The following is a 23,003-nucleotide window of genomic DNA, read 5'->3' as shown; positions in this document are numbered from 1 at the left end:
CTTCAATAAACCGGGTTTTTGCAGGAGTTGCCATTAAAGTTTATTGCGATCGATTCCCATTTCTGGGATTATTCAGTTAAGTTACTTAACGCTGAAATAATATTCTCAGCTAGCATTAACGCATTTCTTGCTTCTCTTTGCAAGTTAAACATAGTATCTTCATAATCAGCTTTATTCCTAAGTTCTCTCAATCTGCTTAAATTTTCACCTATTTTGACCATGTTTTTCTTTTTAGTTGGGTGGTATATAAATTCTTCTGCTATATATTGATGTTCGTTGATATCGCGATTCTTACGAAAAAGTCTTGGGTCTTTTTCAATGTCGCGCAAGTAATTTCGCGCTAGGCAAAATGTCGAATAGTATGCTCTACTTATCGCTGAGCGCAACTTGGCTTCCCTGTTAGCTGAACTGTCACTATTCGTGGCAGCTAACTCTTGACCTAAATTAAAATATTCAGACCAATCAAATCTCATTTGACTCCCATTCAAGGCTAATATGTAAATCATTTTTGGGGGCCGCTATTTTAGCTTCGAGCCACCAACTATCATCAAGGATGTTTAACTTTGCAACAGCTTCCTCGACTTCGAGTTTAGTGTAGATAGCAATCCACAGCGATCGCCAGTTGGCAATTTCTGGATCGGTTTTCACTTCCAAGCCTAATCTTTCCGTAGGAAATAGTTCTCTAATTTTAGAGTGCGCTTCTAAAATTAAACTTACCATCACTTCTTGGTCGATGATTAACTTAAAGGCTTCTAGAGGTTCTTCTACTGTGTAGATACTTCTTATTTTATTGAAATCGGCGATTAAATCGTCAAAGGGCGTCGTTTTAATGGTTGGCTCTTGGATGGCAGTCATAATCGTTGATTGGGAGTGCTTTGCTTGTTGATATTTTAGCAACTACGATCGCTATTTTGTAAGGACGTGGGGCGCGAACGCGATTATGTCATCAACCGAGACTAACGGCGAAAAATGCGCGGCCATACTACTATAATTATCGCTGTCAGCAGACTAGCTGCTACTCCAGATAAAATACTAAATCCCATAATTACCCTCAATCCCGAACCCGGAGCGAAAATTGGTACAAACGTATTTATGGCAGTATTGATAGTAGGATTTGCTTCGATTTCCGTTTTAAAATTAGCAGCCGCAGAACCTACAGTACCAGCAGTAGACAGCCCGACTCCGACTATACCGACTATTGTCTGAAAAGTGCGATCGCTCTCAGCTTTCCTAATCTCTACCGTACCTCTAATTGTATCAGTCAGACTCCGCAATATTTCCAAACAAGGACGAAAATTGTCAATATCTTTTTGGATTTGCTTGGGATAGTGTTGTTTAGCCCGATCGCAAAAATCCTGCAAAAACTTCAAATCATCAGTAGGTCTAGCCTTAGCTTGAATTTCGGCCAGCTTAGCCTCATACTTCTCCAGATTAACATTAACTGTACTCTGTTGCAACTCCAAATAATTAAGGTCGATCGCAAACTCAGACAATTTTCCCATCGCCTCCCGGAGTTTCTTTAGATTGAGACGAGAAGTATTCCTCATCCCCACAATTTGGTTATAATTACTCACCAATCGATCCTTTAAAAGTAGACTTTTATCATAAGCCCAGATAATTTTATGGCGGTAACACAGTAAATCCAGCCAACTTATATCAAAATTGCTACATTCCCGAAAAGCAGCTTCATCGGGGTACAAAATCACCAAAAGTTGCAAATTATCCTCAATCTTGTCGCCACAAAACTCAAATACTTTCCCACCTAAAAATTCACCGCTGCCTTGAGAAACACCATCTTTTGCAAACAAACGCTTGTAAACCTGTTTTGCAAGTTCTTCCCCTTCCAAATCAGTCCCAGATTCCAGCCAACCCGAAAGCATCCAAGTTTGACCAATATTTTCCAACTCTGGTGGTTCAGGAATTAAATATTGCAAACTTTCAATCAATTTAATAACTTGTGTACTTTCATACTTACCATCTACAAAACCATCAAACCAAAGTTGGTAATTATCCGTAACATTACAGCAGCGGTAGCGGCCCTTGACAAGATAACTGTTGAGATTTCCTGTAAAAGGTAAATCGGCTTCTATTTTCTCCTGTAGCGCCAGAAATTTTTGTTTTTGTTCGGGAGTAAAAGAAACATTCAGCTTTTGGTGAAGTTGTTCAGCTAAAGCATCTAAAAATTTGACGTAGATTTTGCGAGTTTCCGGTTCACCGACACCCAATCCTTGTTTGAGAGTGTAGCTAAATAAATTCAGGGTAGGGTCAACTAATTTGAGCATAAAATATGTAATAAATGTCGCTTGTTGTCGAGTCTCGATCCCCCTAAATCCCCCTTAATAAGGGGGACGCGAGAGAACACTTTTATATCCCTCTTACAAATCATGACTTGGAACACTCTTGTCCCCCCCTTCTTAAGGGGGGTTAGGGGGGATCGAGAGGACTAAAACCTCAACCGATAAACCAGTTCAACCAAATCAGTAGCCTTTCCCAACAACCGCTTCGCCACACTCTGCGGATTAGGATTAGTCAAAGGAGGTGCCAAAAAATTATTATAATCATCAGTCTGCCGCGGCGGAGTATTTTCATTTAACTCACGCGAATACTTATTCTTTTCCTCCGACTCATCAAGTTCCTGCAACTCCTCATAAGCCTCATTAAAACACTCAGAAAAAGCAGCATCTTTTTGAGCGATATCAACAAGCAAAGCCGCTTTCTGTAAGTCGCCACTCACCAAAGCTGCACCAACCTGATTCACTTCAGCTATCAACTCAGGCGAAAGAGGTGCTTCAAATCTCGTGAGGGCGATTAAAAAAGCCTTCGGCGCAAACGGATCGAATCCCGATAAAGTAACTTGTGTAGAAGTCATAATATTTTAGCCGTTGCCGGTGATAGTGAAAGCAGCCCAGTGGTAAGGGTGCTCGTAGGGTTTCTCATCTATTTTAGCTAATTTTTTTTGCAGTCGTGAGGCTTCCCTTTCAAAGAAAAAGATGTTGTCAAACTCAGCCTCTCTCAGCAAAGGCAGCAACTCTCCGGCGTACCACTCGCCTAGCTTACCATTCGTGAGTTCTCTGAGCCAATCTTTTGCTTGTTGCAGGGCGAACGGCGGCTGGATTCCCTGCTTCCATAACTGGTAGAAATAAATCATTAACAAAGCGCTAGAACGTTCGTCCACTCGCCACAGTGTGCTGATAATATAATTAGTCTCCGGCAAAAAGCCGCTGGCTATGCCCACGAATTCATCGATTAACTCGCCTTTGTTGGTGATGCCGGTTTCGCAAGCGCTGAGGCAGACTAGGTAATAATTGACAAGTTTTAACCGTAAAATGTCGGTCAACGTCAATTCTTCGTCTTCGGCTAACTTTAACGCCGAAGCCTCGGATTTTTTGGTGTTGTGGTAGGCGTGACCTGTATAATGAAAGATGCCGCTATTGGCTTTTAGTGCTTCAATAATTGCGGTTTTGGTGGTTGCATTGGAGGCGCGCTCAGTCTGGTTAATTTGACAGATGGCCGCTGCTTCTATTTGGGTGAATTTTAAGGCGCTTTTGCCTTGTGAGTCCTCTACCATCAGCAGTGACTTGGGCGCAATTTCCGTGGGGTTTTGTTGCTGTTGGATGGCTATTTGAGCGCTGGGGAGGCGCGTAACCCTGCGGATTTTGATTTGCCGAGTATCTGTAAAAGACTCTGCGAAAAACGGAGGAAAAAATAGAGAATCTAGGGGCAGCAGGTGCAAGTCGCGGTGGGGAATTAAGATTAAGTGTTGGATATTGGTGAGGTGCGTACAAATTTCGGGAATTTTGAGGATGTCAGCGAGTAGTTGCAATTGCGCTGTCATTGACTCGCGCCAGGGATGGGATTCTTTGCTTTGCTGTTTGCTGGTAGTATTGCCGTAATTTTGATAGTTAGTTTTCCAGTTTTGCAGGCATTTTTCTAAACTCTGAGTGTTACCCTTTGCGAAGAAAGTGGAGATAACTTCAAACTTTTCTAGGGTAATGATAAAAGCAGTCAGGGAAACTGGGCTGAGATGCCAGTAAATAATCGCTGTTTCGGTGTTGTTTGCCAGTAAGTCTCGGATTTGGGGATAAGTCGGGCTATCGGTGTGATTTTGCCAACCTGGGCGCATCCATTGGAGGCAAAAGTTTTTTCGCAATTCGGCTTTTTCCAGTGCTTTTACCTTGTCGCCAGACTCGACGAGGGTATCGACTTCTAACTGGTAAAGTCCGGCAAATCTGCGCTGGAGTCGCAGTTTTATTTCGGGGTGAGTTTCATGGTTTAAAATTAAGTCTTCTAGCAGGAGAGTAGCTTCGGTAAGGTACTGGCTGATTTTGGGATCTCCCAAGCTACGGCAGACGGTAATTAAGTCTTGCCATACTACTAAATAAGGTTCTTGAAAGGGGGGGGATTTCAAAAACTCGCGGGCTTGTTCATAGCTGGCTTTGGCTTTGTGGAAAAATTCCAAATAATTGGGTCTTTGTTTGCCGTATATGTAGTGTGCCTTGCCTTTTTGCTGGTGCAAATTGGCACAAGCTAAGCTATAATCGCGGTTGCTGCGCTGATATTTCTGTAAGCCTTGATCCCAGTTTTGAATAGCTTCACTGTAGCGCCCTGAGTTAAAAAATACCCAACCTCGATTTACCCAAGCTTCGCAGAATTGATTGCCTGTAATTTCTAAGGCTTTATCGAAGCGTGCGATCGCGTCACTGTAGCGGCCCAAATCATTTAGGGTAAGACCCAGCCCGTTCCAGGCATAGTGGTATTTCGGGTTAATTTCTAAGGCTTTCTCGTAGGCTGCGATCGCATCACTGTAGTGGCCCAACTCTTTTAGGGCATTGCCCAGCCCGTTCCAGGCATAGTGGAATTTGGGTTCTATTTCTAAGGCTTTCTCGTAGGCTGCGATCGCCTCACTGTTGCGATCCAACTCTTTTAGGGCATTGCCCAGCAAGTTCCACTCATGGTGGATTTTGGGGTCAATTTCTGAGGCTTTCTCGTAGGCTGCGATCGCCTCACTGTTGCGGCCCAACTCTTTTAGGGCATTGCCCAGCCCGTTCCAGGCATAGTGGAATTTGGGAGCAATTTCTAAGGCTTTCTCGTAGGCTGCGATCGCCTCACTGTTGTCGCCCAACTCTTTTAGGGCATTGCCCAGCCCATTCCAGGCATAGTGGAATTTGGGATCAATTTCTAAGGCTTTCTCGTAGGCTGCGATCGCCTCACTGTTGCGGGCTAAATCAGCCATAATACTCCCTTTCCGATACCATGCAGCAGCGTAGTTTGGTTGAATTTTAATCGCTTGTTCGCTAAAGCAAAGTGCGCCTTCTAAATCTCCTGCATTACGACTCTCTGTTGCTTGGTTAAATAATTCTATAGCCTCTTGACTGATTCCTCTTGCTATGAGTTCTGACTGCGAGATTGAGTAGGGTTGGTTAGCATCCGATGAATTATCTGTAGAAGAAACGCTCAAACTCTCCTCAGCCAACAATCGAGTAACAATATTTTCACTTATAACCGATCGCCCTTCCTCATTCTTCCTATTCAAACTCTCCCCAGCCAACAATTGCCTGCCGATATTGCGAGCAACCTCACTAATTCTCCCGCAATTCATCTCACCCAGCCGCACCATTCGCCCACCCAATTCTAAATGCGTTTCCTGCGATACCAGCAACCTTTCTCCAAATTCTTGCAGCCCGTTTTCCCACTCAGCATCTTTGATTTTGCAGCCGATTAAAAAGCCTTTAATATCGCCCCGACTCCAGCCTTGTTCAACACCCTCTAACAGTTGCAAAAATTTCTGTTCGTATTCCCCAAAAGAGCGAATCGGAGTTGGCTTTGGCGCTGGGGGTACTGGTTTGCGGAAATGTCGCTGAATTTGCCGCCACAGGTTGAGGATGCTTTGCCAAATTTGTCGGAGCATTGGCTGGGTTGGTGATGTGTTGTTGGAAATTGTAACATAAGCAACGGAGGACACGGCAATGCCGTCTCCCTACCCTCGATTAATTGTAGGGAAACGGCACTGCCGTGTCCTGACTTTGGCCGCAGAGGATACGGCAATGCCGTCTCCCTACCCCAAATAATTTTCGGGGAACTAAGGACTTTAGTCCTTACTAGAAACGATCTTCTTCCTTACCCTAAAAAGAAATAATCAAGTAACCATTCAGGAACTTAGCACCAGTAACAGACTTCCCAGTTAGCGCCGGAGGCAGCAAAATATTGCGCCGCTGATCGCCCGCTTCGATCGTCACTTCCGGCCCGGATTGAATCAATTTAATTTCTTTCTTGTCAAACCCAGGCAAAAACAAACTAACTTGACGCTGTGCAATGTTTATGTTAATCGGTTTAGGAGCTTTTGCGGCCTCAGAAAAATCTGGCAAAGCATCAATTAGCGGCTGCCAATTATTGTCACTGTGCGCTGGAACCGCAACAGCCGTCAAAGGCTCAAAATCGGCAGTAATAGCTTCTGTAACCGATGCTTGATTAACAATGACACCGCCCACAGTCAAACCAACTTGTTGAGAACTTCCCCAAAGATAGCGGGCAGTTGCGATCGCACTTGCATCCCCAGTCGTCACCAAAAAAGCCGCCGTGCGGTTCGGATCTGCCAGCGCTTCCTTACCCTTATCCAAAAGATTATCGACTTGCTTCGTAGATTGAAAAGCATTGTCTCCCGACAAATCCACAGTCAACACGGTACTGACAACCGGTTGAATAAAAGGCGACAAAGCTTTACCCAAATCCGAATCTACCAAAGCTTGACGGAACCTGCGGATATACCAACTCAGAATTTCCGGCATTCCCAGCATCCGCAGCGTATCCATGCCGCCATTGCCGTCATAAACAATTACATCGTATTGTTTGCTGTCCTCGTATTCCCGAAGTTCGTTCAACGCCAGCGCGCTGTCCATTCCGGGTAATACTCCTAATTCTTGACCGTAAATCTGCTTGAAAAACGGAGTGCGGACATATTGAGCTTCTAGTTGTTTAACTTCGTCCCACCTGCGTTCTAGCAGCGGCGCGCTTTGCACCTGAACTGCTTTGAGGTTGGGGGCGATTTCCTGAGGGTTGAGAGTCAGGGGAGCCCCTAGCAGAATACCCAATGCAGGGCCCGGATCTTGGCCGAGCAGCAGAACTCGCTTGCCTTGAGCCGCGTATTTTTTAGCTGTTGCGATCGCGATCGTGCTGCGGCCAGTGCCGCCTTTGCCCAAAAATGTCAAAATCAAAGCCATTTTCTGTTCTCACTGCCAAAGCTTACTCTTTAACATTTAAGCGCAACCTTCAGCCAGAGTGGGGGAGGAAGAGGAGAGTCGGAGAGTGGGAGAGTGGGAGAGGGGAAGAATTGGGAAAATTTTTCCTCTTCCTTCTTCCTTCTTCCTTCTTCCTTCTTCCTTCTACATCTGTTAAACGGGTTCTAGCTCATCTTCAAAAAACCAAGTCGCAAAACCGTCAAACTTGACAACCACACCTACTCCGCTACCGTCAACCATTCTGAATCCGTCAACAGTGCCTACGGGATTCTCCTTTATCTTGCCCACTATATTTGCAGGTATCCGATCTCTGAGACGGCGCACCTTCACTCTCTGACCTACTTCTATTGCCACTGAAATTGTTCTCCTGCTCTATATAACCTATATACAACCGTCCATTTTACAGTTTGGCGTCTACTTCGGAACAGCAACGCCAGCAGGCGATCGCTCGCTATGATTTTCCCTCGAAATTTTTACCAACTTTCCCTAAACAACGTTATTCTAGTCGCGGTTGGTCGATGGTCTACCCGGATTCGCTTGGGTTTGCCTCATCAGGTTACACAGCGGCAAGCTCAACTTCCAGAGCCTCGCACACCACGGAGATAATTATTTTTTATCCCTTCGCAAAAACAATCTTTTTATTAATTGCCACAACTACAGGATTTATTTTCAATTAGTCATCCTTCCGGAAGAAGCCAAAAGACATTCAGAAGCAGTAATTAATTTTATGTTTGCTATATATAAATCTTCTATTTCTAACGTTGACATTGGCTAACATCAATGCTGTAAAGCACTTGGAGTCTGGATTGTAAAATTTTCCGAAGGTCAGATTGTAGTAAACGGTCATGTTGTAACAGTTTACTACAATCTGACAATAAAAAAAAGATTTAATGCTAAAATTTTAGGCTGATAAAGTTTATTTTTGCTGCTGTGTTACAGCATAAAAAGTCGAACGATTGCCGGATTTAGGGTGTCTGATACAGGAAAGGAAGTCTAGAAACTTCAATATGACAAAATTGAAATTATGAATAAAGTTTTTACCTGTGGGCGCTCGACCCAAATTCCGCTCCTAAGTTTGTCGTTAGCTGTGTTCGCCTGTCTGCCGGTTGGTCGTGCGACGATCGCCAGTCCGCTCTCTCCATCCCCCACACAGCCGTCGAACGCTACTAAAATTATCTCAGTAGATCGACCGCTAGCACTGCCAACCGACTCAAACTCTCCAAAAAATCCGGCAACAGTGGCGGCGAATTCATCCCCAGCAGAGACGATAAACGCTCAGGCAACAACGGGCGCGCGATCGCTCGAAATAGAAGAAATTCGCGGTACAGTCAGCTTTAAAGGGCGGCCAGCGGTTGTGGGCGATCGGCTACTCGCCCCCGGAGACGAAATCATCACCGGCCCCAATTCCACAGCCCGTTTAGGCATCGACAATAACGTTGGCACCGTGGAAGTTGGCGAAAAAACCGCAGTTAGAATATCCAATTTGTCAAGCAGTGCAGGTGGCGAAAAAGACACAGCCATTTTTGTCAGCAGGGGGCGAGTCAGGTTGTCGATCGGCAAAACTGCTGCGACAACTCGCGCAGCCAACACCTCAACAATTATCCCCCCAAACCAAATAGTCGCCCTCAATACCTTCAGCGGACTCGGCAAATCCAGTCAAATTGCTCAACAAAAAAGTTCTGCCAAAACCGCCCCAGTCAGGGTTGAAACCCCAGAAGGCGTTGCCGGAGTCCGCGGCACCTCCTTTGGCGTCAGCGTCGGCAACGGCAAAACCGCAGTCGAAACTATTGAAGGTGCAGTCGTAGTATCCAGCAGCAGCGACTCGGAAGTAGTTGTCAACGGCGGCAACGCCACGACTATTTTCCCTCAAACCTCACCCGTGACGCCCTCAGCGAGCCCTCGCCTAGCTCAATTCAAAGTCCGCCGTTTGGTGAGATTCAGCGGCAATATCTATCGCCTCAGCGGTCAAATTAACCCGATCGACTTAATTTATGTTAACGACGAAGCGATTAAGATCGATCGAAAGGGCAACTTCAAAATCCAAGGAATTTTACCTCCAAGCCGCCGTCTCAAAATCGTAGTCCGAGGCCCGTCAATCACAGAACGGCATTATAGCCTCGCAGTTCCCTAAACAACCTATCGTCGCAAGTAAAGTGCGCGGGCAGTCTCTGAGGAAGTAAGTTAGATCGTAAGTCTTATTTGAGTTGATTATTTCGTATAGGGGCGAAGCATTTCGCGGTGAAACTTCGTGAGCCCAGTCGCGTCTAAATATTAAATTCTAGTTTAATGCAATTATTGTGAGGTGTCCCGCCCGCCTACAAATATAATTTAGATGCCCAACAGATTAGTCAAAATAAAGAAACTTAGCCTTAACCTTTCGCCATTACGGTATTGTAAAACTTCATGACTATACTAGGGGTTCCGGTTGCATCTAAATAATCAAATTGAGTCAACAGTTAACACTCAACCATTCAGTTTTTAGATACCGACTCAAAAGTAAACTGTCAAAAGTTAACAATCCCTAGGAGTGCAACCGGAATTGATATATAGTAATCCTCGCATCATTTGTGAATTTCTTACTCCCTCCCCTTGATCGAGGGAGGGTTGGGGTGGGGTAAAAAAAATACGACTCATTGAGGATGGATATAACTCGTCTCGAAAGTCGAAGTCTAATGTCAATGATTGCGTAAAATTAATTGCATGAAGTTCAAAAAATGGATCGATCATCTCAAACAAAATCAACTGCTCGGCCTGCGGCACTATATAGCCACAAACCCTCCCTGGATGACAGGAGCAGTAGTAGGTATAATGTCGGTCGCCATGCTGCAATTTGGAATGTGGAAACCCCTTGAATATTTGGGATACAAAACCCTATTTCAAATTCGAGAATCGGGGTTTTTTCCAAATCCGGGATGGGATCAGAGAATTGTAGTAATTGCGATCGAACGGCATTCCTTGCAGGAATACGGTCAATTTCCTTGGCCTCGCAACCGCTACGCCCAACTGCTAGAAGCGCTGAAAAAATCCCCCCCCACAGCCGTTGGTTTTGACATTCTTTTCCTCGACCCAAGCCCTAGAGATGATATTTTAGCCGCGGCAATTGCCACCAACGGCAAAGTTGTACTCCCTAGAACCCTCAAAGAAGAACCCGTAGCATCTTTAAAAGCAGCCGCCGCAGGTGTCGGGCACATCAGCCAAGAAGCCGATAGCGACGGTATTAGCCGCGAGTCAAAAATTTTTCTGAACGGGATTCCTAATTTCGGTTTAGCCATGACTCACAGGTACAATGCTGCTAACCCCGAAGATCCAGTATTGCTTCCCCAGCCAAAAAATAAGCAGGAAAAAAAAGTTTGGATTAACTGGCCGGGGAAAACAGAAAATCTATCTACCTATGCTTTTGTTGATGTGGTAGAAGGTAGAATTCCGGCAGACGCTCTGACCAATAAGTTAGTTTTAGTTGGCATAGTTGCTACGGGTTTGGACCCCATATCTTCACCTCTCAACAAGACTACGGCTGGGGTTTATTTATATGCAGCGTTGGTTGACAATTTGCTCAATCAACGCTTGCTGCAGCGGCTGCCGGTACTGGTAGAAATTTTGTTATTGTTGGGGATTGGCCCGCTTACCGCTTTGCTTCTGTACAAGCGAGGTGTTCAAGAGAGAATTGCGATCGCTCTCGGTTTGCCTGTTGTTTGGATTGGGGCTGCTGCTTTGCTATTTGGCTTCTTTTTTTGGTGGGTTCCGATTGCTGCACCTATCGGCACTCTCATTTTAGCTGGCACTGCTTTGCAACTGCGGGAACAGTACGAAAAGCAGCAGTTGATGAGGTTATTTGAAAAGCACGTCGCTCCGGAGACAGCTCAGCTTATTTGGGAACGCAAAGCTGAGATATTTGAACAGGGAGAACTTGAGCCTCAAGAACTTACAGCAACGGTGCTGTTTATGGATATTCGTAGTTTTACTTCGATTTCAGAAAAAATGCGACCGCGAGATTTGCTCACCTGGTTGAACAATTATTTGGAAGCGATGACTAACTGTATTATGGATCACGGCGGTGTTGTAGATAAATACATCGGTGATGCAATTATGGCAGTTTTTGGGGTGCCTTTTTGCCATACCGAATATCGACAAATTCAACAAGATGCTTTGAATGCAGTTGCGGCTTGCATTGCTATGCACGAACGGCTGCACCAACTTAATCAGCAGCTTAGAAGTGAACGCAAACCTTTAATTAAGTTTGGTATTGGTTTGCACACCGGACAGTTAGTTGCGGGCAGCGTCGGCGGTTCCCGGCGTTTGAATTATTCTGTGATCGGCGATGCTGTCAATGTTGCTGCTAGATTGGAAGCGATGAATAAGGAAATTGTTTCTGACAGTCCTTTTAATTTATTGGTGACGGCGAGGACCTTTGCTTACGTGCGCGATCGCTACGAAGGCCAAAAAGTAGGCTCCATTCAATTGCGCGGCAAAAAAGAAGAGACTGTGGTTTATGCTATTTTGGGTGAAAAGCATTAGTTATTGAGCATTGGGTATTGGGCATTGGGCATTGGGCATTGGGCATTGGGCATTGGTTCAGGACTTACGTATCAAAACCAAAGAAACCGGGTTTTTGGCAGTTTATGCCAGCATTCACAAAATATTTTCGCAAAAAATCCCGGTGGTTGAGCGAAGAAGTCGAAGCCCTGACCACCCGTGCGTAATTCTTAATCTAATCAAATACGCTCAGTCGCAGAGTTTTAGCTATTTTTTCTAACAGAAATAACCCACCGATAGAATTTCCGTCTTTATCCAAGGGCGGACTGTAAAAGCCGATCGCACCTTGACCCGGAATTACCGACAGCATTGCCCCGCTAACTCCCGACTTAGCCGGTAGTCCCACCCGCAGCGCAAAGCGGGCGGATGCTTCATACAAACCGCAAGTTGCCATCAGTGCTTTGACAGTACGGCAGTTTTCCCCGATTTGTCGATCGCCACTATTTACCAAAACCATCCCCAGCTTCGCTAAATCCTCCACAGTTCCCGACAAACAGCAGACGCGATTGTAGGTTTCTAAAGCAATTTCTGCGTTTTGAATATAACCCGATTCTACCATTTTCAAGGCGAGGTTCCAATTATGTTGATTCGGATTTGTCTTCACTGAATCGAGCATTAACTCGTCAACAAATAACTGGCTGTGTGCGTGTTGATTTAACCAATCGAGCAAGTTTTGACAGCGCGACACAGCATTTTCACCGGGAATCAAAGACGCTAGGGCGATCGCCCCGCTATTAATCATCGGATTTCTCGGCTTCCCTTGGTCTATTTCGAGTTGAGTTAAGGAATTGAAAGGCAGTTCCGAAGGCTCGCAGCCCACCCAGTCAAAAATCGTTTTTTCTCCCAATTGGCACAGCAAATAAAGCAGCACTAAGGGCTTGACTACACTCATCAGCGGGAATGTTTGAGCAATACTACCCCAGTTCAAAATTTTACCGTCACTTTCCCGAATTTGCACAGCAAAGCCTTGTCTATCTGCTTGTGCAAGGAGAGGTATGTACGCGGGAATTTGACCGGATTTACTGCGATTTATTGCCTCTTTTGCCCAAGCTGCCAGTTGTTCGGGTTGCAGGCAAGATAGTTTGCTGGTGGATATTTGCACTATCGATTATTTAGATTATTTAAAATTTTAGATTGGGATTCCTGGCGCGCTGTTGAGCCAGAAACCCGGTTTATTAACCGAATTGCTTCACTTCAGCTCTCTGTGACCAGAAACCGGGTTTCTTGGGCGACAGAAACCAAGCTCGAACTTCAGGCTATTGACGTTTCGGCGCGCCGGGAGAAAATAAATTTTTCATAAAAAACCTGTACTTTGCATAAAAACCTTCCCTTCACCCAGATAGATAATTAGCAGCTTCAAGGCAATGCTGCTACACAAAACAAACAAGCACTAGCTTGAAATGCCTTCAGATTGTGATTTCTAAGCCCCAGTAAGGGGCGGGGTACATATTTAACTTAATTCTTTCAGAGTTCGCCAAATCCTGTCCGGAAAACCCCCGAACCTTTAAGAATGTACTATCCAACCGGATTCACTAAAACCAGGATAAAAAAATGGCAGATGAAGCGAAAGCAGAAGCACCAAAACCCGCTCCCATGATTTTTAAGGGTGTGTGCAAGGACGGAGTTCTCAAAGGCAAAGAAATTGAAGGCAAACTAGATATAAAAGTCAACGTCGAATCTGTCACAACCCCAGAAGCACCGCCCAAAAAATCCGAGTGGGAGCCAGTTATCTTTTGGGTATTGTTTGCATTCATGGCAAATTTGATTGTCGGCGACCCCGCCGGAATGAGAAAAAAATACAGCTCCCCACAAAGGTCTTCTTCTCATCAGATGTTAAACCAATCTGGGGAGCAGTCGCTGTTGCCTAAGAAAAACACCAGCAACTTGCCACTTTAGGCCCTGGGAGCCTGCCAGCCGCGCAAATAGTAATAGAAAGACCCGAAATATTCATCGAATACTCGCGTCGTAGTTACCAAAGCTTCTGCACTAGGCAAAAAATCTCCCGCGTCTAAGCGGAGTCTACTGGATCTCCCTCCTGATGTGGGTTGAAAAGTGTAGAAGTCGGTAGCCCTAGGAATCACCTGGATTCCCATATTCGCAAAAGCGAGGCTGGCACGGCGCATCTGAATAGCAGATGTTACCAGGATTACTTTACGCGCAGCGCCACGGCTGTCGAGTATCTTTCTCACCTCTTCAGCGCTCGTGCGTATGTTGCTGCCGTTATCATCGAGAACGATACTGCTGCGCGGCACGCCCATGTTGTTTGCCAGCAAAGTCTCGATATCCTTCGCTTCGCCAACATAACCCTCCAACTCGGGTCTGGGGCCAGCGGTAACGATGACCATAGGTGCTAGTTGTTTTCTGTACAAAACGGCAGCATAGGGCAGGCGATTACCAGTATCTGTTAGTTGAATCGCCACTCGGTTGGGGATGTGAGGCTGAGTGGTTCCCTTGCCCAGTAGGACGATCGCCGCTGCGGTTTCGTCGCAGCAAACGGTGCGGACGGCTGCGGCGGCGTCCCGTTCTGCTTGCTCGGCGAACCAGTAAGCGACAACTGGCATACTCGAAAGGATCAAAACTAGCAGTGCTGCCAGGATCATTCTCGGCGCCGGGTTGCGGATGCCTCCGTTCGTGATCAGCGCGGATGCAATCACCAGCAGCGTGATTGAAAAACCCAGCGGCTTAAAGAAGAAGGCTATGAGCCCGAAAATCGCTGCTCCGACCGGGGTGTCTGGTGCAAAAAAAGCTAGAATCAAAAGGCTGATCAGCAGCAAAACGCGCAGCCGATCTAATAAAGGATTGTCTTTGCCCCCTGATTGATCCCACCACGATTTGATCAGTGAGAACAGGAGGAATAGAAATAGAATGCGAGCTAACAGTTCTGGCATCTTGCAATATTCTGTGTCTTCATAAATTAGTACAGAAGTTTTGGAAACGAGCGCGAATTTAACTGCGGGAGGAAATACGGGAATCGGTGAGTTTTTAACGGTCGCCAATAACGCAGCCCGATCGCATTTATCCTAATGCTCGCTTCCGGTCAGCTATCAACCATTGGTTGCAGGGTGCAAGCCCGCTACTTCCAGTCACAGATTGCTGACAGTTAATTGGTAATTGATAACTGGTAATGGTTGATTGGTAATTGGTAATGGATCGAGCACGCCGCAGGTGGAATTGACAATTCAAGCTTGCTTTGTTCTGCCTACTTTTTTCCCCATTACCTGTTACCGATTCACCAATCCCAATTTATCGGCGCTTCAGTTGATTCCGAATTGCCTCCGTTACCGTTTGAATTACTTTAACACGAGCATAATACTTGTTATTGGCCGCAATTAGCGTCCAGGGAGCAAGCGGCGTGCTGGTGCGCTGAATCATTTGATTCACCGCCACTTCATAATAATTCCACTTTTCCCGATTTCGCCAATCTTCCTCGGTGAGTTTGTATTGTTTAAATGGATTGTTTTGCCGCTCTGTAAACCGCTTTAGTTGCTCGTCAGGACTGATGTGCAGCCAGAATTTAACTAAGACACAACCGAAACTGGTAAGTTGCTCCTCAAATTCGTTGATTTCCTGATAAGCTCGCCGCCATTCGGGTTCGGCGGCAAATCCTTCGACTCGCTCGACGAGCACTCTACCATACCAACTACGATCGCAAATGCTGATTTTACCCGCCGTTGGCAGCCGTCGCCAGAACCGCCAGAGGTATGAGTGGGCTTTTTCTTCGTCTGTGGGAGCCCCAAAGGCATTAACGGTGTAACTGCGGGGGTCTAATACGTCTGTCAAGCGTTTGATTGCTCCTCCTTTACCTGCTGCGTCCCAACCTTCAAACAGCACTAATACGGGGATTTCCTGTTCGTTAATGCTTTGTTGCAGTTTGCCAAAACGGGTTTGTTGTTCGCGAAGTTGCTGTTTGTATTCGTCGGGCGACAGCGATTGAGTTAAATCTACTTGGGCGAGCACGTCAGGTTCGGTGGCTTGCAACCTTTCTTGAGGTGGCAATTTCACAGGTGCAGATTGCATCGGCAGTCTGTCTAAGGCTTCTGTAATTGTCGCTGCCATTTGTGTTAAAACTTTGACTCTCGCCCACCGTTGACAATCGCCTTCTACGAGCGTCCAAGGTGCGGGGCCCGTGCCGGTTTGGGCTACCATTTCTTCTGCCAAAGTTGTATATTCTTCGTATTTTTTGGCTTGTTTCCAATCTTCGGGCCGCACTCGCCAAGCTTGTAAGGTGTCGTCTTCTAGTTTTTTGAGCCGGTGCTTGAGTTCTTTTTTGCTCAGGTGAATCCAAAATTTGGCGATTGCCGCGCCGTCATCTACCATCTGCCGCTCGAAGGCGTTGATTTGCCTGATGACTGTGGGTACTTGGGCGTCGGAGACTCGATCGAACAATCGGTCTTCTAAAATGTGAGTGTACCAACTGTGGTAGAAAAAACCAATTTTGCCGCGGGCGGGGAGTTTCTGCCAAAACCGCCATAGGAAAGGATAGCCCATTTCTGCATCTGACGGTGGCCAAATTGGGTGGACGGCAAACCCCCGCGGGTCCATATACCACACCATTTGTTTGACTAAAGCGCCTTTGCCGGCGGCGGCCCAACCTTCGAGGACGATAATTGCGGGCAATTTTTTTTCCCTGCAGGCCAGTTGGAGCGATCGCAACTGTTTCATTAAAATTTCTATCTTTGCCTCGTAGGTTTCTTTATCCAGGGAGATATCTAAATCGAGGTTGTCGAGCATATTTACCTCATATAAATCTGAGAAAACTGTTTAACGTTAGTTTAACGTTTGGATAAAATTAAATCCTCAACTCCGGGAAAAACGTTATAAAAATTACAGTTACGGCTGGTTAAAAGCGCGATCGCTCCTGCCTTCAAATGGCAGCATAGTTAATACTACCAAGATTCCCTCAATTTCCAACTTGCAAAAAAAAACGGCTCAGGTTATAGTTGAAATAGGTAACTTTTAAATAAGTTCAACTTTTCCCCTCCCCCGATCGGGCGAGTTAACCGGAGGAGCCAAAAATCCCTGAAAAATGATTTAGTGTAAAAGAGAGCAAAAGTAAAAATCAACTACCCGGTGGGGGTGACAACTTCTTTACTTAGCTGTAGAAACTTTATTCCAACAATAGTTACTTAGGCACCAAGCTTGGTAACGAAAGAGAGCGCGACTCATCGACATCCAGCCATAAACTTACCTACAAAATTAGCCCAAAAGGGCAAACCAATTTTTATGATTGTGCTATGAGATAAAACATGAAAGCCTGGGTGATATAAACAGGTTTCTGAGTTTTATCGACACCACAATAAATCTGCATTACATCCGCGTTTATCCGCGCTCATTTGCGGTTAATAACCAAAAACTTGGATTTTTGCAAGAAATTCACTGTACTTGTTTGCCCATACCAATTAAGAGGAACAGTCCGAAATTACGGATTGCAAGTTTTTTATGAATATCTTGACAACACGCTCCTACAAGGGCGAAACTGACTGGTGCGCGATCGCAAATTTAATCGATGCTTGTGAAGCAGTGGATAGACTCGGCGAAGAAGTCTCAGCAACTGAACTCAAGCTAATACTTGATGCACCTAAACTCGACCAAGCCCGCGACGTGCAGTTGTGGGAAGATGGTAATTACAAACTAATCGGCTTGTCCCTCCTAGATCTGCCCGATTCTCCGGCTGAAATTGACGCTTGTCTCTGGTTTTACGTGCATCCCAATCTACGTAGCGAAGGTTTAGAAAAAGACATAATTAAGTGGGGAGAAAAGCGGCTGCGCGAAGTGGCGAAAGAACGGAATTTGCCCGCGAAATTGCGTACCTACAGCAGGGAGGATAAAACAGATGAAATCATGCTGTTAAAAAAACAGGGCTTTGAGGTCGATCGCTATTTTTGGACAATGGCCCGATCCCTCGCCGAACCCATACCAACACCCGAATTTCCCGCAGATTTTGCGCTGACACACGTATCAGGGGAAGAAGACATCCAACCCTGGGTAGAGATGTTCAACCAGTCATTTATCGATCACTGGAATCACCACGATTTAACTGCGGAAAGCGTGCGCTACTGGATGCAAGATGCGAATTATCAGCCGGAATTAGATTTGATATTATGTCCGGTTAATTAACCATGATTAAGCTTTTGCCTCCGGCCACCAATAGAAATGAGTCAAACCACTGATTAACTGTTTGAGATTTAACAGTTTTCGACATCGCTCAAATAAAACTGCTTCTAATTCATCTAAGTTTTTAAAACAGCGATTGGCTATCGGTTCATTTGTCAGTGGCCACAGTCTTTCTGCTGGTTGGAGTTCCGGCGAGTGTGAAGGCAGACAATACAAATGTATGCCGTCGGGAATTTTCACGCTTTCACTTAAATGCCATCCGGCTCCGTCTACGATTAAAACGACTCTTTTTTTCGGTCCTACTTTCCAATGTCTGGCAAAATCTTCTAAAACTCGCTCGAAAAGCTGGCTGTTGACAAATGGCAGTATCCACCAATATGTTTCTCCTGAACTCGGATGCACAAAACCATATAACCACAACCATTGAAACCGCCAATTAACAACAGCCGTGGCATTACTAAACTCATCCACCCATTCCCGCCTCAAAACAGGTTTCAATCCGAGCCTATGTTCGTCCATTGACCAGACTTCTACGTCGCTTGAAGGGTTCTCCTTCTTGATTTTCAAGACGAACCGACGCAGATTTTTTTTTCCATTCCTCTTGTTCGAGAAGATCTGATTCCTGATGTTCTGGACGAGGAACTCTCAATCGAAACTTCATGGACTTGAGATATTCCCACCCTCTTTGACGACCGACTTTTTCACCCTTGAGTTCACTCATCCAGTCCGCCACTTTACGACCATTCCACAGCCCGCCATCGGGGGGTGGCTGCTGTAAGACTTGCCACAATTGAGCTTGTTCCACATCATTCAGCAGAGGGTCACAATCGCTATTTTTGCAACGTTTATCTCCGAGGGATTCAGGTCCTAAATGATTGTAGCCCCCGACTAATTCATAAATCCAACCACGACTATAACCTGTCACTGCCATCACTTCTGCGGTGGTTTTTCCCATGGCTAACAGCCAAATAATCTGGTAATGATGAGCCTGGGTGGTTGTTTTAGCTTGACGGAAACGAGCTTGTAGCTCTTCTGGACTCAGATGAGGTGCGATCTTAATTCGTTTTGGCATTCTTTATTTGATGGGGGTGGTGTTCCTCCTAATTATATCATGGTTGATCGACCGAACATGATATGATTGCTGTTTCGGGCGATCGCAAATTTGCTGCTTTCTGCGACTGTCAAATCAAACCCCAAAAAAACGTCCGCAACGGCACTAAAGACGGTTGGATTGAATTGTTGGGTACGCGACGCGACTTTCGGAAGATGGGTTTAGGAAAAGCGATGCTGCTGGCGGGTTTGCACTCCTTAAAAGCGGCGGGTGCAAATACTGCGAAACTCAGCGTCGATGCTGACAGTTTGACGGGGGCGACAAAGCTTTACAAATCAGTGGGTTTTCGCCCGATGGAAACTTGGATCGAGTGGGCTAAGACTGTGTAGAAAAGGTTGGTCGTGAAGGCGAGAAGCCCGACGGCTTACAGAAGTCGGGCTTCTCAATTGCGATCGAACTTGGCGATCGACTTTTGGGTCAAGTGCGAGCTCCCTTTTGGGTCGAATAGGATCTCGTACTTTTCTTGATTTCCTAAATCAGCAGGAAATTAGCAGATGTAATCGCATTGGCACTCACTCCAATCATCACGCCTAACTCTTCCCCTGTCAAGAGATTCTTGATGAGAGTTCCCTGAGTATTTTGAGTTATTGCTAACTGACCAAAACTCAAACCTCCGCTTAATCCAATCAAGTCTTGACCGATGGTAAAATCAGCGATTCGGTCAAATCCTTGACCAGCTTTTAAGACAAAGATATCGTTAGCGCTACCGCCAATCAAACTATCATTGCCTAAGTCTCCGTAAAGGATATCAGAGCCTTTTCCTCCCAGGAGAGTATCATTATCTTCCCCTCCATAAAGAGTATCATTTCCTTCACATCCTCCCAGGATATCTGCTGCTTCGTTACCACTGATTAAGTCATTACCTACACCGCCGCAGATAGTATCGGAATCTAACTGTCCAAACAAGTAGTCATCCCCTAGACTACCAAGCATTATGTCGTTACCTTTGCCTCCATATAAGGTGTCATTATCCTTGCCACCATCGATGAAATCATCATCTTTATCACCAAGAATGATGTCATTACCTTCGCGGCCATGTAACAAGTCATTGGCTTTGCCTCCGAAGATTAAATCGTTGCCCAATTCGCCAAGAACGATGTCGTTTCCTTCATCTCCATAGAGGATGTCGTCACCTTTGCCTCCGGTGATGAAGTCATTGCCTTGGTTACCATTAAAGATGTCGTTGCTGGCTCCACCATATAAGTTGTCATTCCCGGATTTGGCATCGAAGATATTGCCGTTGTTAGTGCCGACAAACTCATCGTTTTGGGCAGTGCCTATTTGAATTCCCGATACACCAAGTATGGTGTTTTCAACTGCATTGGGTTGGTTTAAGTTGGGATAGGCAAGGTCATCGCAGATGCAGTCATCGTTAGGGATGTTGTTGGTTGTTGGTGTTGGCGTTACCGATGGTGTTGGCGTCGGTGTTTCTGCAGGGGTTGGTGCAGGGGTTGGTGCAGGGGTTGGTGCAGAGATTGGTACGGGTGTGGGTACGGGTGTGGGTGTGGGTGTTTCCCCAGGGATTGGTGCGGGTGTTGGTGTGGGTGTGGGTGTTGGTGTTTCCCCAAAGATTGGCGCGGGTGTGGGTGTTGGTGTTTCCCCAGGGATTGGTGCGGGTGTGGGTGTTGGTGTGGGTGTTTCCCCATAGATTGGTGCGGGTGTGGGTGTGGGTGTTGGCGCGGGTATCGGTGCGGGTGTGGGTGTGGGTATCGGTGTCGGTGTCGGTGCGGTGTCATTGTCAGTATTAGTAACTGCGACATCATCGGCATTAACACTACTGTAATTAGTATCGGTACTGGTAGCAGCAGCAGTGACAATGTTGTAAGCAACATTCCCATCTACTACTGATTCATCTATTCCGGTAACGGTGACGGTTTGGGGAGTATTCCAGTTAGCCGACGTGAAGGTTAAACTCGGTTTATCTACAGTACCTTCAGCCGTATTATTTGAAGTCGTTCCGATGCTGACATCTGCTGTAGGCTGGCTATCTAGAACTACCGTAAAAGTAGCAGTTCCCCCTGCTTCTGTGGTTGTTAAACCGCTGGTAGGAGTGACGGTGATGCCTTTGCTGTCGTTGTCAGTATTAGTAACTGCGACATCATCGGCATTAACACCGCTGTAATTAGTATCGGTACTGGTAGCAGCGGTGACAATATTGTAAGCAACATTCCCATCTTCTACTAAGTCATCTATTCCTGTAACGGTGACGGTTTGGGGAGTATTCCAGTTAGCATTCGTGAAGGTTAAACTCGGTTTATCTACAGTACCTTCAGCCGTATTATCAGAGGTCATCCCAATCGTCACATCTGCTGTAGGCTGAGTATCTAGAACTACCGTAAAAGTAGCAGTTCCCCCTGCTTCTGTGGTTGTTAAACCGCTGGTAGGAGTGATAGAAATTCCCGCAATATCATCGTCTTGAATCGTGGTGGTTATTGGAGAACCAATAATGTTAGCAGTTCCTGGGGCAGTGGCGTTGCTCAGAGTGAGTGCTAGGGTTTCGTTAGGTTCGGTAATTCGATCGCCCACAACGGCCACTGCGATTGTTGCTATGGTAGCATTGGCAGCAAAAGTAACCGTACTGCCAGTGGCGGTAACTCCGGTTCCGGTAACAATGGCGTTATTGTAATCGACGCCAGCGGTTGCTGTTCCCCCAAAACTAAAATCAATGCTGCTACTTTGGTTCGTTTCTCCGGTGCGGGTAACGGTGAAACTTACCGTTTGAGTACCGCTATTTCCCTCAGTCACAGTGGCGGTACTGCCTACGACGCTGTAAGTAATATCGTTATCGGTAATCGGTGCATTCACAGGCCCGATCGCCACTGTTGTTGGATAATTGGGATCTGTACTGTTGGTAATTGCGTGGGTTAGTGCACCGGTATGGTTGTTTTCCGGTAGGGTGTCATCAACAGCACGAACAGTGACAGTTTGAGGAGTTTGGCCATTAACATTTGTGAAGGTTAGAAGTTGCGTGGCAGCAAAATTCGTTCCATCTAGGCTAACTTCTGCTTGAGTATCCGCTGTCACGGTAACGTCAACATTGCTGGTGGGGAGGGTGTTCAATTGTAGGGTATAAGAATCGGTAATTCCCCCTTCTGTTACTTCGGTACTGCCAGCAGATTGAGTGACGGTAACGCCTGGAGAGTCGTTGTCTGTGTTGGTGACAGTGACATCTGCTGGGTTGAGATTGTTATAGTTTGTGTCGGCGGTGGTGGTATCGGCAGTGGTGATAATTTGGTAGGCAATATCACCGTCAATCACCGCATCGTCTACACCCGTGATGGTGGCGGTTTGATAAGCGTTCCAATTGGTGGAATTAAATGTCAGGTTAGCGGGTAAAACCGTGCCTTCTGCGGTGTTGTTGCTGGTTAAGCCAATGATGACATCGGCGCTGGGTTGGCTGGTTAAGCGGATATCAAACGTAGCTTGACCTGCGAATTCGCTGGTATTGCCGCTAATCGGGAGGAGATCAAAGCCAGCGGTGTCGTTGTCGGTGATGGTGAAACTACCTGTGGTGGTGGTTCCTAATTGAAGGCCTGCCGATAGATTGCTAATAGTTAAGTTGGCAGTTTCCTCAATTTCGGCGATTTGGTCGTTGTTAATGGTGAAGGTGACTTGTCCGCTGCTTGTCCCATTAGCGATGGTAATTGTGGTGGGAATTGTGCCTGTGAAATCAGCAGCCGTGGCAACTCCAGTTAAGGCGAAGTCAACGGTTTGGTCGCCGACTACAGGTGCGGCGGCGGTGGCTGTGACAGTGATGCTGGTTGTTCCGGCTTCGCTGCCGGTGGTGGGAGTAACTGAGAGGTTGACGGTGGGGAAGTCGTTGTCAGTAATCGCAATATCTTGAGTAGTGGTTGTTCCCAACACTATCCCCGCCGTAGGAGTGCTGATAGTTAGAGTTGCAGTTTCGCTTCCTTCAATTAACGCATCATCGACAACTGTAAATGTAACTGTTCCTGTAGTTTGTCCGCTGGGAATGGTGATGGTTGTGCCGCTGAGGTTGTAGTCGCCAG

16 protein-coding genes and 1 pseudogene are annotated in these 23,003 nt (G+C 46.2%); 5 read left to right on the top strand and 12 right to left on the bottom strand.

Features of this window, described 5'->3' with window-relative positions:
• Window positions 1-68: 68 nt before the first annotated feature.
• The 7 genes from QUA38_RS01290 to petP all read right to left on the bottom strand — a co-directional run bounded on the left by QUA38_RS01290 (window position 69) and on the right by petP (window position 7,589).
• Window positions 69-473, bottom strand: coding sequence for a HEPN domain-containing protein (locus QUA38_RS01290; RefSeq protein ID WP_333158512.1), 405 nt, complete (start codon window positions 471-473; stop codon window positions 69-71).
• The gene (locus tag QUA38_RS01285; RefSeq protein WP_333158511.1) at window positions 463-855 is read right to left on the bottom strand and encodes a peptidase; all 393 of its coding nucleotides are present in this window, start codon (window positions 853-855) and stop codon (window positions 463-465) included. Before QUA38_RS01285 ends, QUA38_RS01290 begins: the two co-directional genes overlap by 11 nt.
• A 101-nt stretch (window positions 856-956) precedes the next feature.
• Window positions 957-2,282 (bottom strand): hypothetical protein, encoded by a 1,326-nt coding sequence (locus tag QUA38_RS01280; RefSeq protein ID WP_333158509.1) that lies wholly within the window; start codon window positions 2,280-2,282, stop codon window positions 957-959.
• 161 nt (window positions 2,283-2,443) lie between these two features.
• The gene (locus QUA38_RS01275) at window positions 2,444-2,869 is read right to left on the bottom strand and encodes a hypothetical protein (RefSeq protein WP_333158507.1); all 426 of its coding nucleotides are present in this window, start codon (window positions 2,867-2,869) and stop codon (window positions 2,444-2,446) included.
• Between the two features lie 6 nt (window positions 2,870-2,875).
• On the bottom strand, window positions 2,876-5,908 hold the full coding sequence (locus tag QUA38_RS01270; RefSeq protein ID WP_333158505.1) for a tetratricopeptide repeat protein: 3,033 nt from the start codon (window positions 5,906-5,908) through the stop codon (window positions 2,876-2,878).
• Between the two features lie 214 nt (window positions 5,909-6,122).
• Window positions 6,123-7,217 (bottom strand): Get3/ArsA fold putative tail anchor-mediating ATPase NosAFP, encoded by a 1,095-nt coding sequence (locus QUA38_RS01265; protein WP_333158503.1) that lies wholly within the window; start codon window positions 7,215-7,217, stop codon window positions 6,123-6,125.
• A gap of 171 nt (window positions 7,218-7,388) precedes the next feature.
• Complete coding sequence (petP, locus tag QUA38_RS01260; protein ID WP_172186826.1) at window positions 7,389-7,589, bottom strand: cytochrome b6f subunit PetP; 201 nt, start codon at window positions 7,587-7,589, stop codon at window positions 7,389-7,391.
• Between the two features lie 670 nt (window positions 7,590-8,259).
• Here petP and QUA38_RS01255 point away from each other — a divergent pair.
• Together QUA38_RS01255 and QUA38_RS01250 are read left to right on the top strand one after the other, a co-directional pair.
• Window positions 8,260-9,366 (top strand): FecR family protein, encoded by a 1,107-nt coding sequence (locus QUA38_RS01255; RefSeq protein ID WP_333158501.1) that lies wholly within the window; start codon window positions 8,260-8,262, stop codon window positions 9,364-9,366.
• Between the two features lie 569 nt (window positions 9,367-9,935).
• The gene (locus QUA38_RS01250; protein WP_333158499.1) at window positions 9,936-11,750 is read left to right on the top strand and encodes an adenylate/guanylate cyclase domain-containing protein; all 1,815 of its coding nucleotides are present in this window, start codon (window positions 9,936-9,938) and stop codon (window positions 11,748-11,750) included.
• Window positions 11,751-11,943: 193 nt separating this feature from the next.
• On the opposite strand, the gene glsA is transcribed toward QUA38_RS01250, so the two are convergent.
• A complete protein-coding gene (gene glsA / locus QUA38_RS01245; protein ID WP_333158498.1) occupies window positions 11,944-12,870 on the bottom strand; it encodes a glutaminase A in 927 nt (308 codons plus the stop codon).
• 449 nt (window positions 12,871-13,319) lie between these two features.
• On the opposite strand from glsA, the gene QUA38_RS01240 reads away from it, so the two are divergent.
• Window positions 13,320-13,664 carry a hypothetical protein gene (locus QUA38_RS01240; protein WP_333158497.1) on the top strand — a complete coding sequence of 115 codons (345 nt, stop codon included), beginning with the start codon at window positions 13,320-13,322 and terminating at the stop codon, window positions 13,662-13,664.
• Here the strand turns inward: QUA38_RS01240 and QUA38_RS01235 are convergent.
• Both QUA38_RS01235 and pap read right to left on the bottom strand, forming a co-directional pair.
• Complete coding sequence (locus QUA38_RS01235) at window positions 13,661-14,764, bottom strand: YdcF family protein (RefSeq protein ID WP_333158496.1); 1,104 nt, start codon at window positions 14,762-14,764, stop codon at window positions 13,661-13,663. The two genes, QUA38_RS01240 and QUA38_RS01235, sit on opposite strands and share 4 nt — an antisense overlap.
• A gap of 247 nt (window positions 14,765-15,011) precedes the next feature.
• Window positions 15,012-16,499, bottom strand: coding sequence for a polyphosphate:AMP phosphotransferase (gene pap / locus QUA38_RS01230; RefSeq protein WP_333158494.1), 1,488 nt, complete (start codon window positions 16,497-16,499; stop codon window positions 15,012-15,014).
• 708 nt (window positions 16,500-17,207) lie between these two features.
• Here pap and QUA38_RS01225 point away from each other — a divergent pair.
• Entirely contained in the window at window positions 17,208-17,885 is a 678-nt protein-coding gene (locus QUA38_RS01225) for a hypothetical protein (RefSeq protein WP_333158492.1), read from the top strand.
• Window positions 17,886-17,891: 6 nt separating this feature from the next.
• Here the strand turns inward: QUA38_RS01225 and QUA38_RS01220 are convergent.
• Window positions 17,892-18,954: pseudogene (locus tag QUA38_RS01220) on the bottom strand (IS630 family transposase).
• 62 nt (window positions 18,955-19,016) lie between these two features.
• Here QUA38_RS01220 and QUA38_RS01215 point away from each other — a divergent pair.
• On the top strand, window positions 19,017-19,322 hold the full coding sequence (locus QUA38_RS01215; protein ID WP_333158490.1) for a GNAT family N-acetyltransferase: 306 nt from the start codon (window positions 19,017-19,019) through the stop codon (window positions 19,320-19,322).
• Between the two features lie 142 nt (window positions 19,323-19,464).
• Here QUA38_RS01215 and QUA38_RS01210 read toward each other — a convergent pair.
• The coding region (locus tag QUA38_RS01210; RefSeq protein ID WP_333158488.1) for a Calx-beta domain-containing protein at window positions 19,465-23,003 on the bottom strand (3,539 nt) is incomplete at its 5' end.

Origin of the sequence: Microcoleus sp. Pol12B4 (assembly GCF_036701385.1) — a bacterium.
Classification (GTDB): Bacteria; Cyanobacteriota; Cyanobacteriia; order Cyanobacteriales; family Microcoleaceae; genus Microcoleus.
The sequence above is the reverse complement of the archived record's forward strand: the minus strand, read 5'-3'. Positions and strand labels throughout refer to the sequence as shown.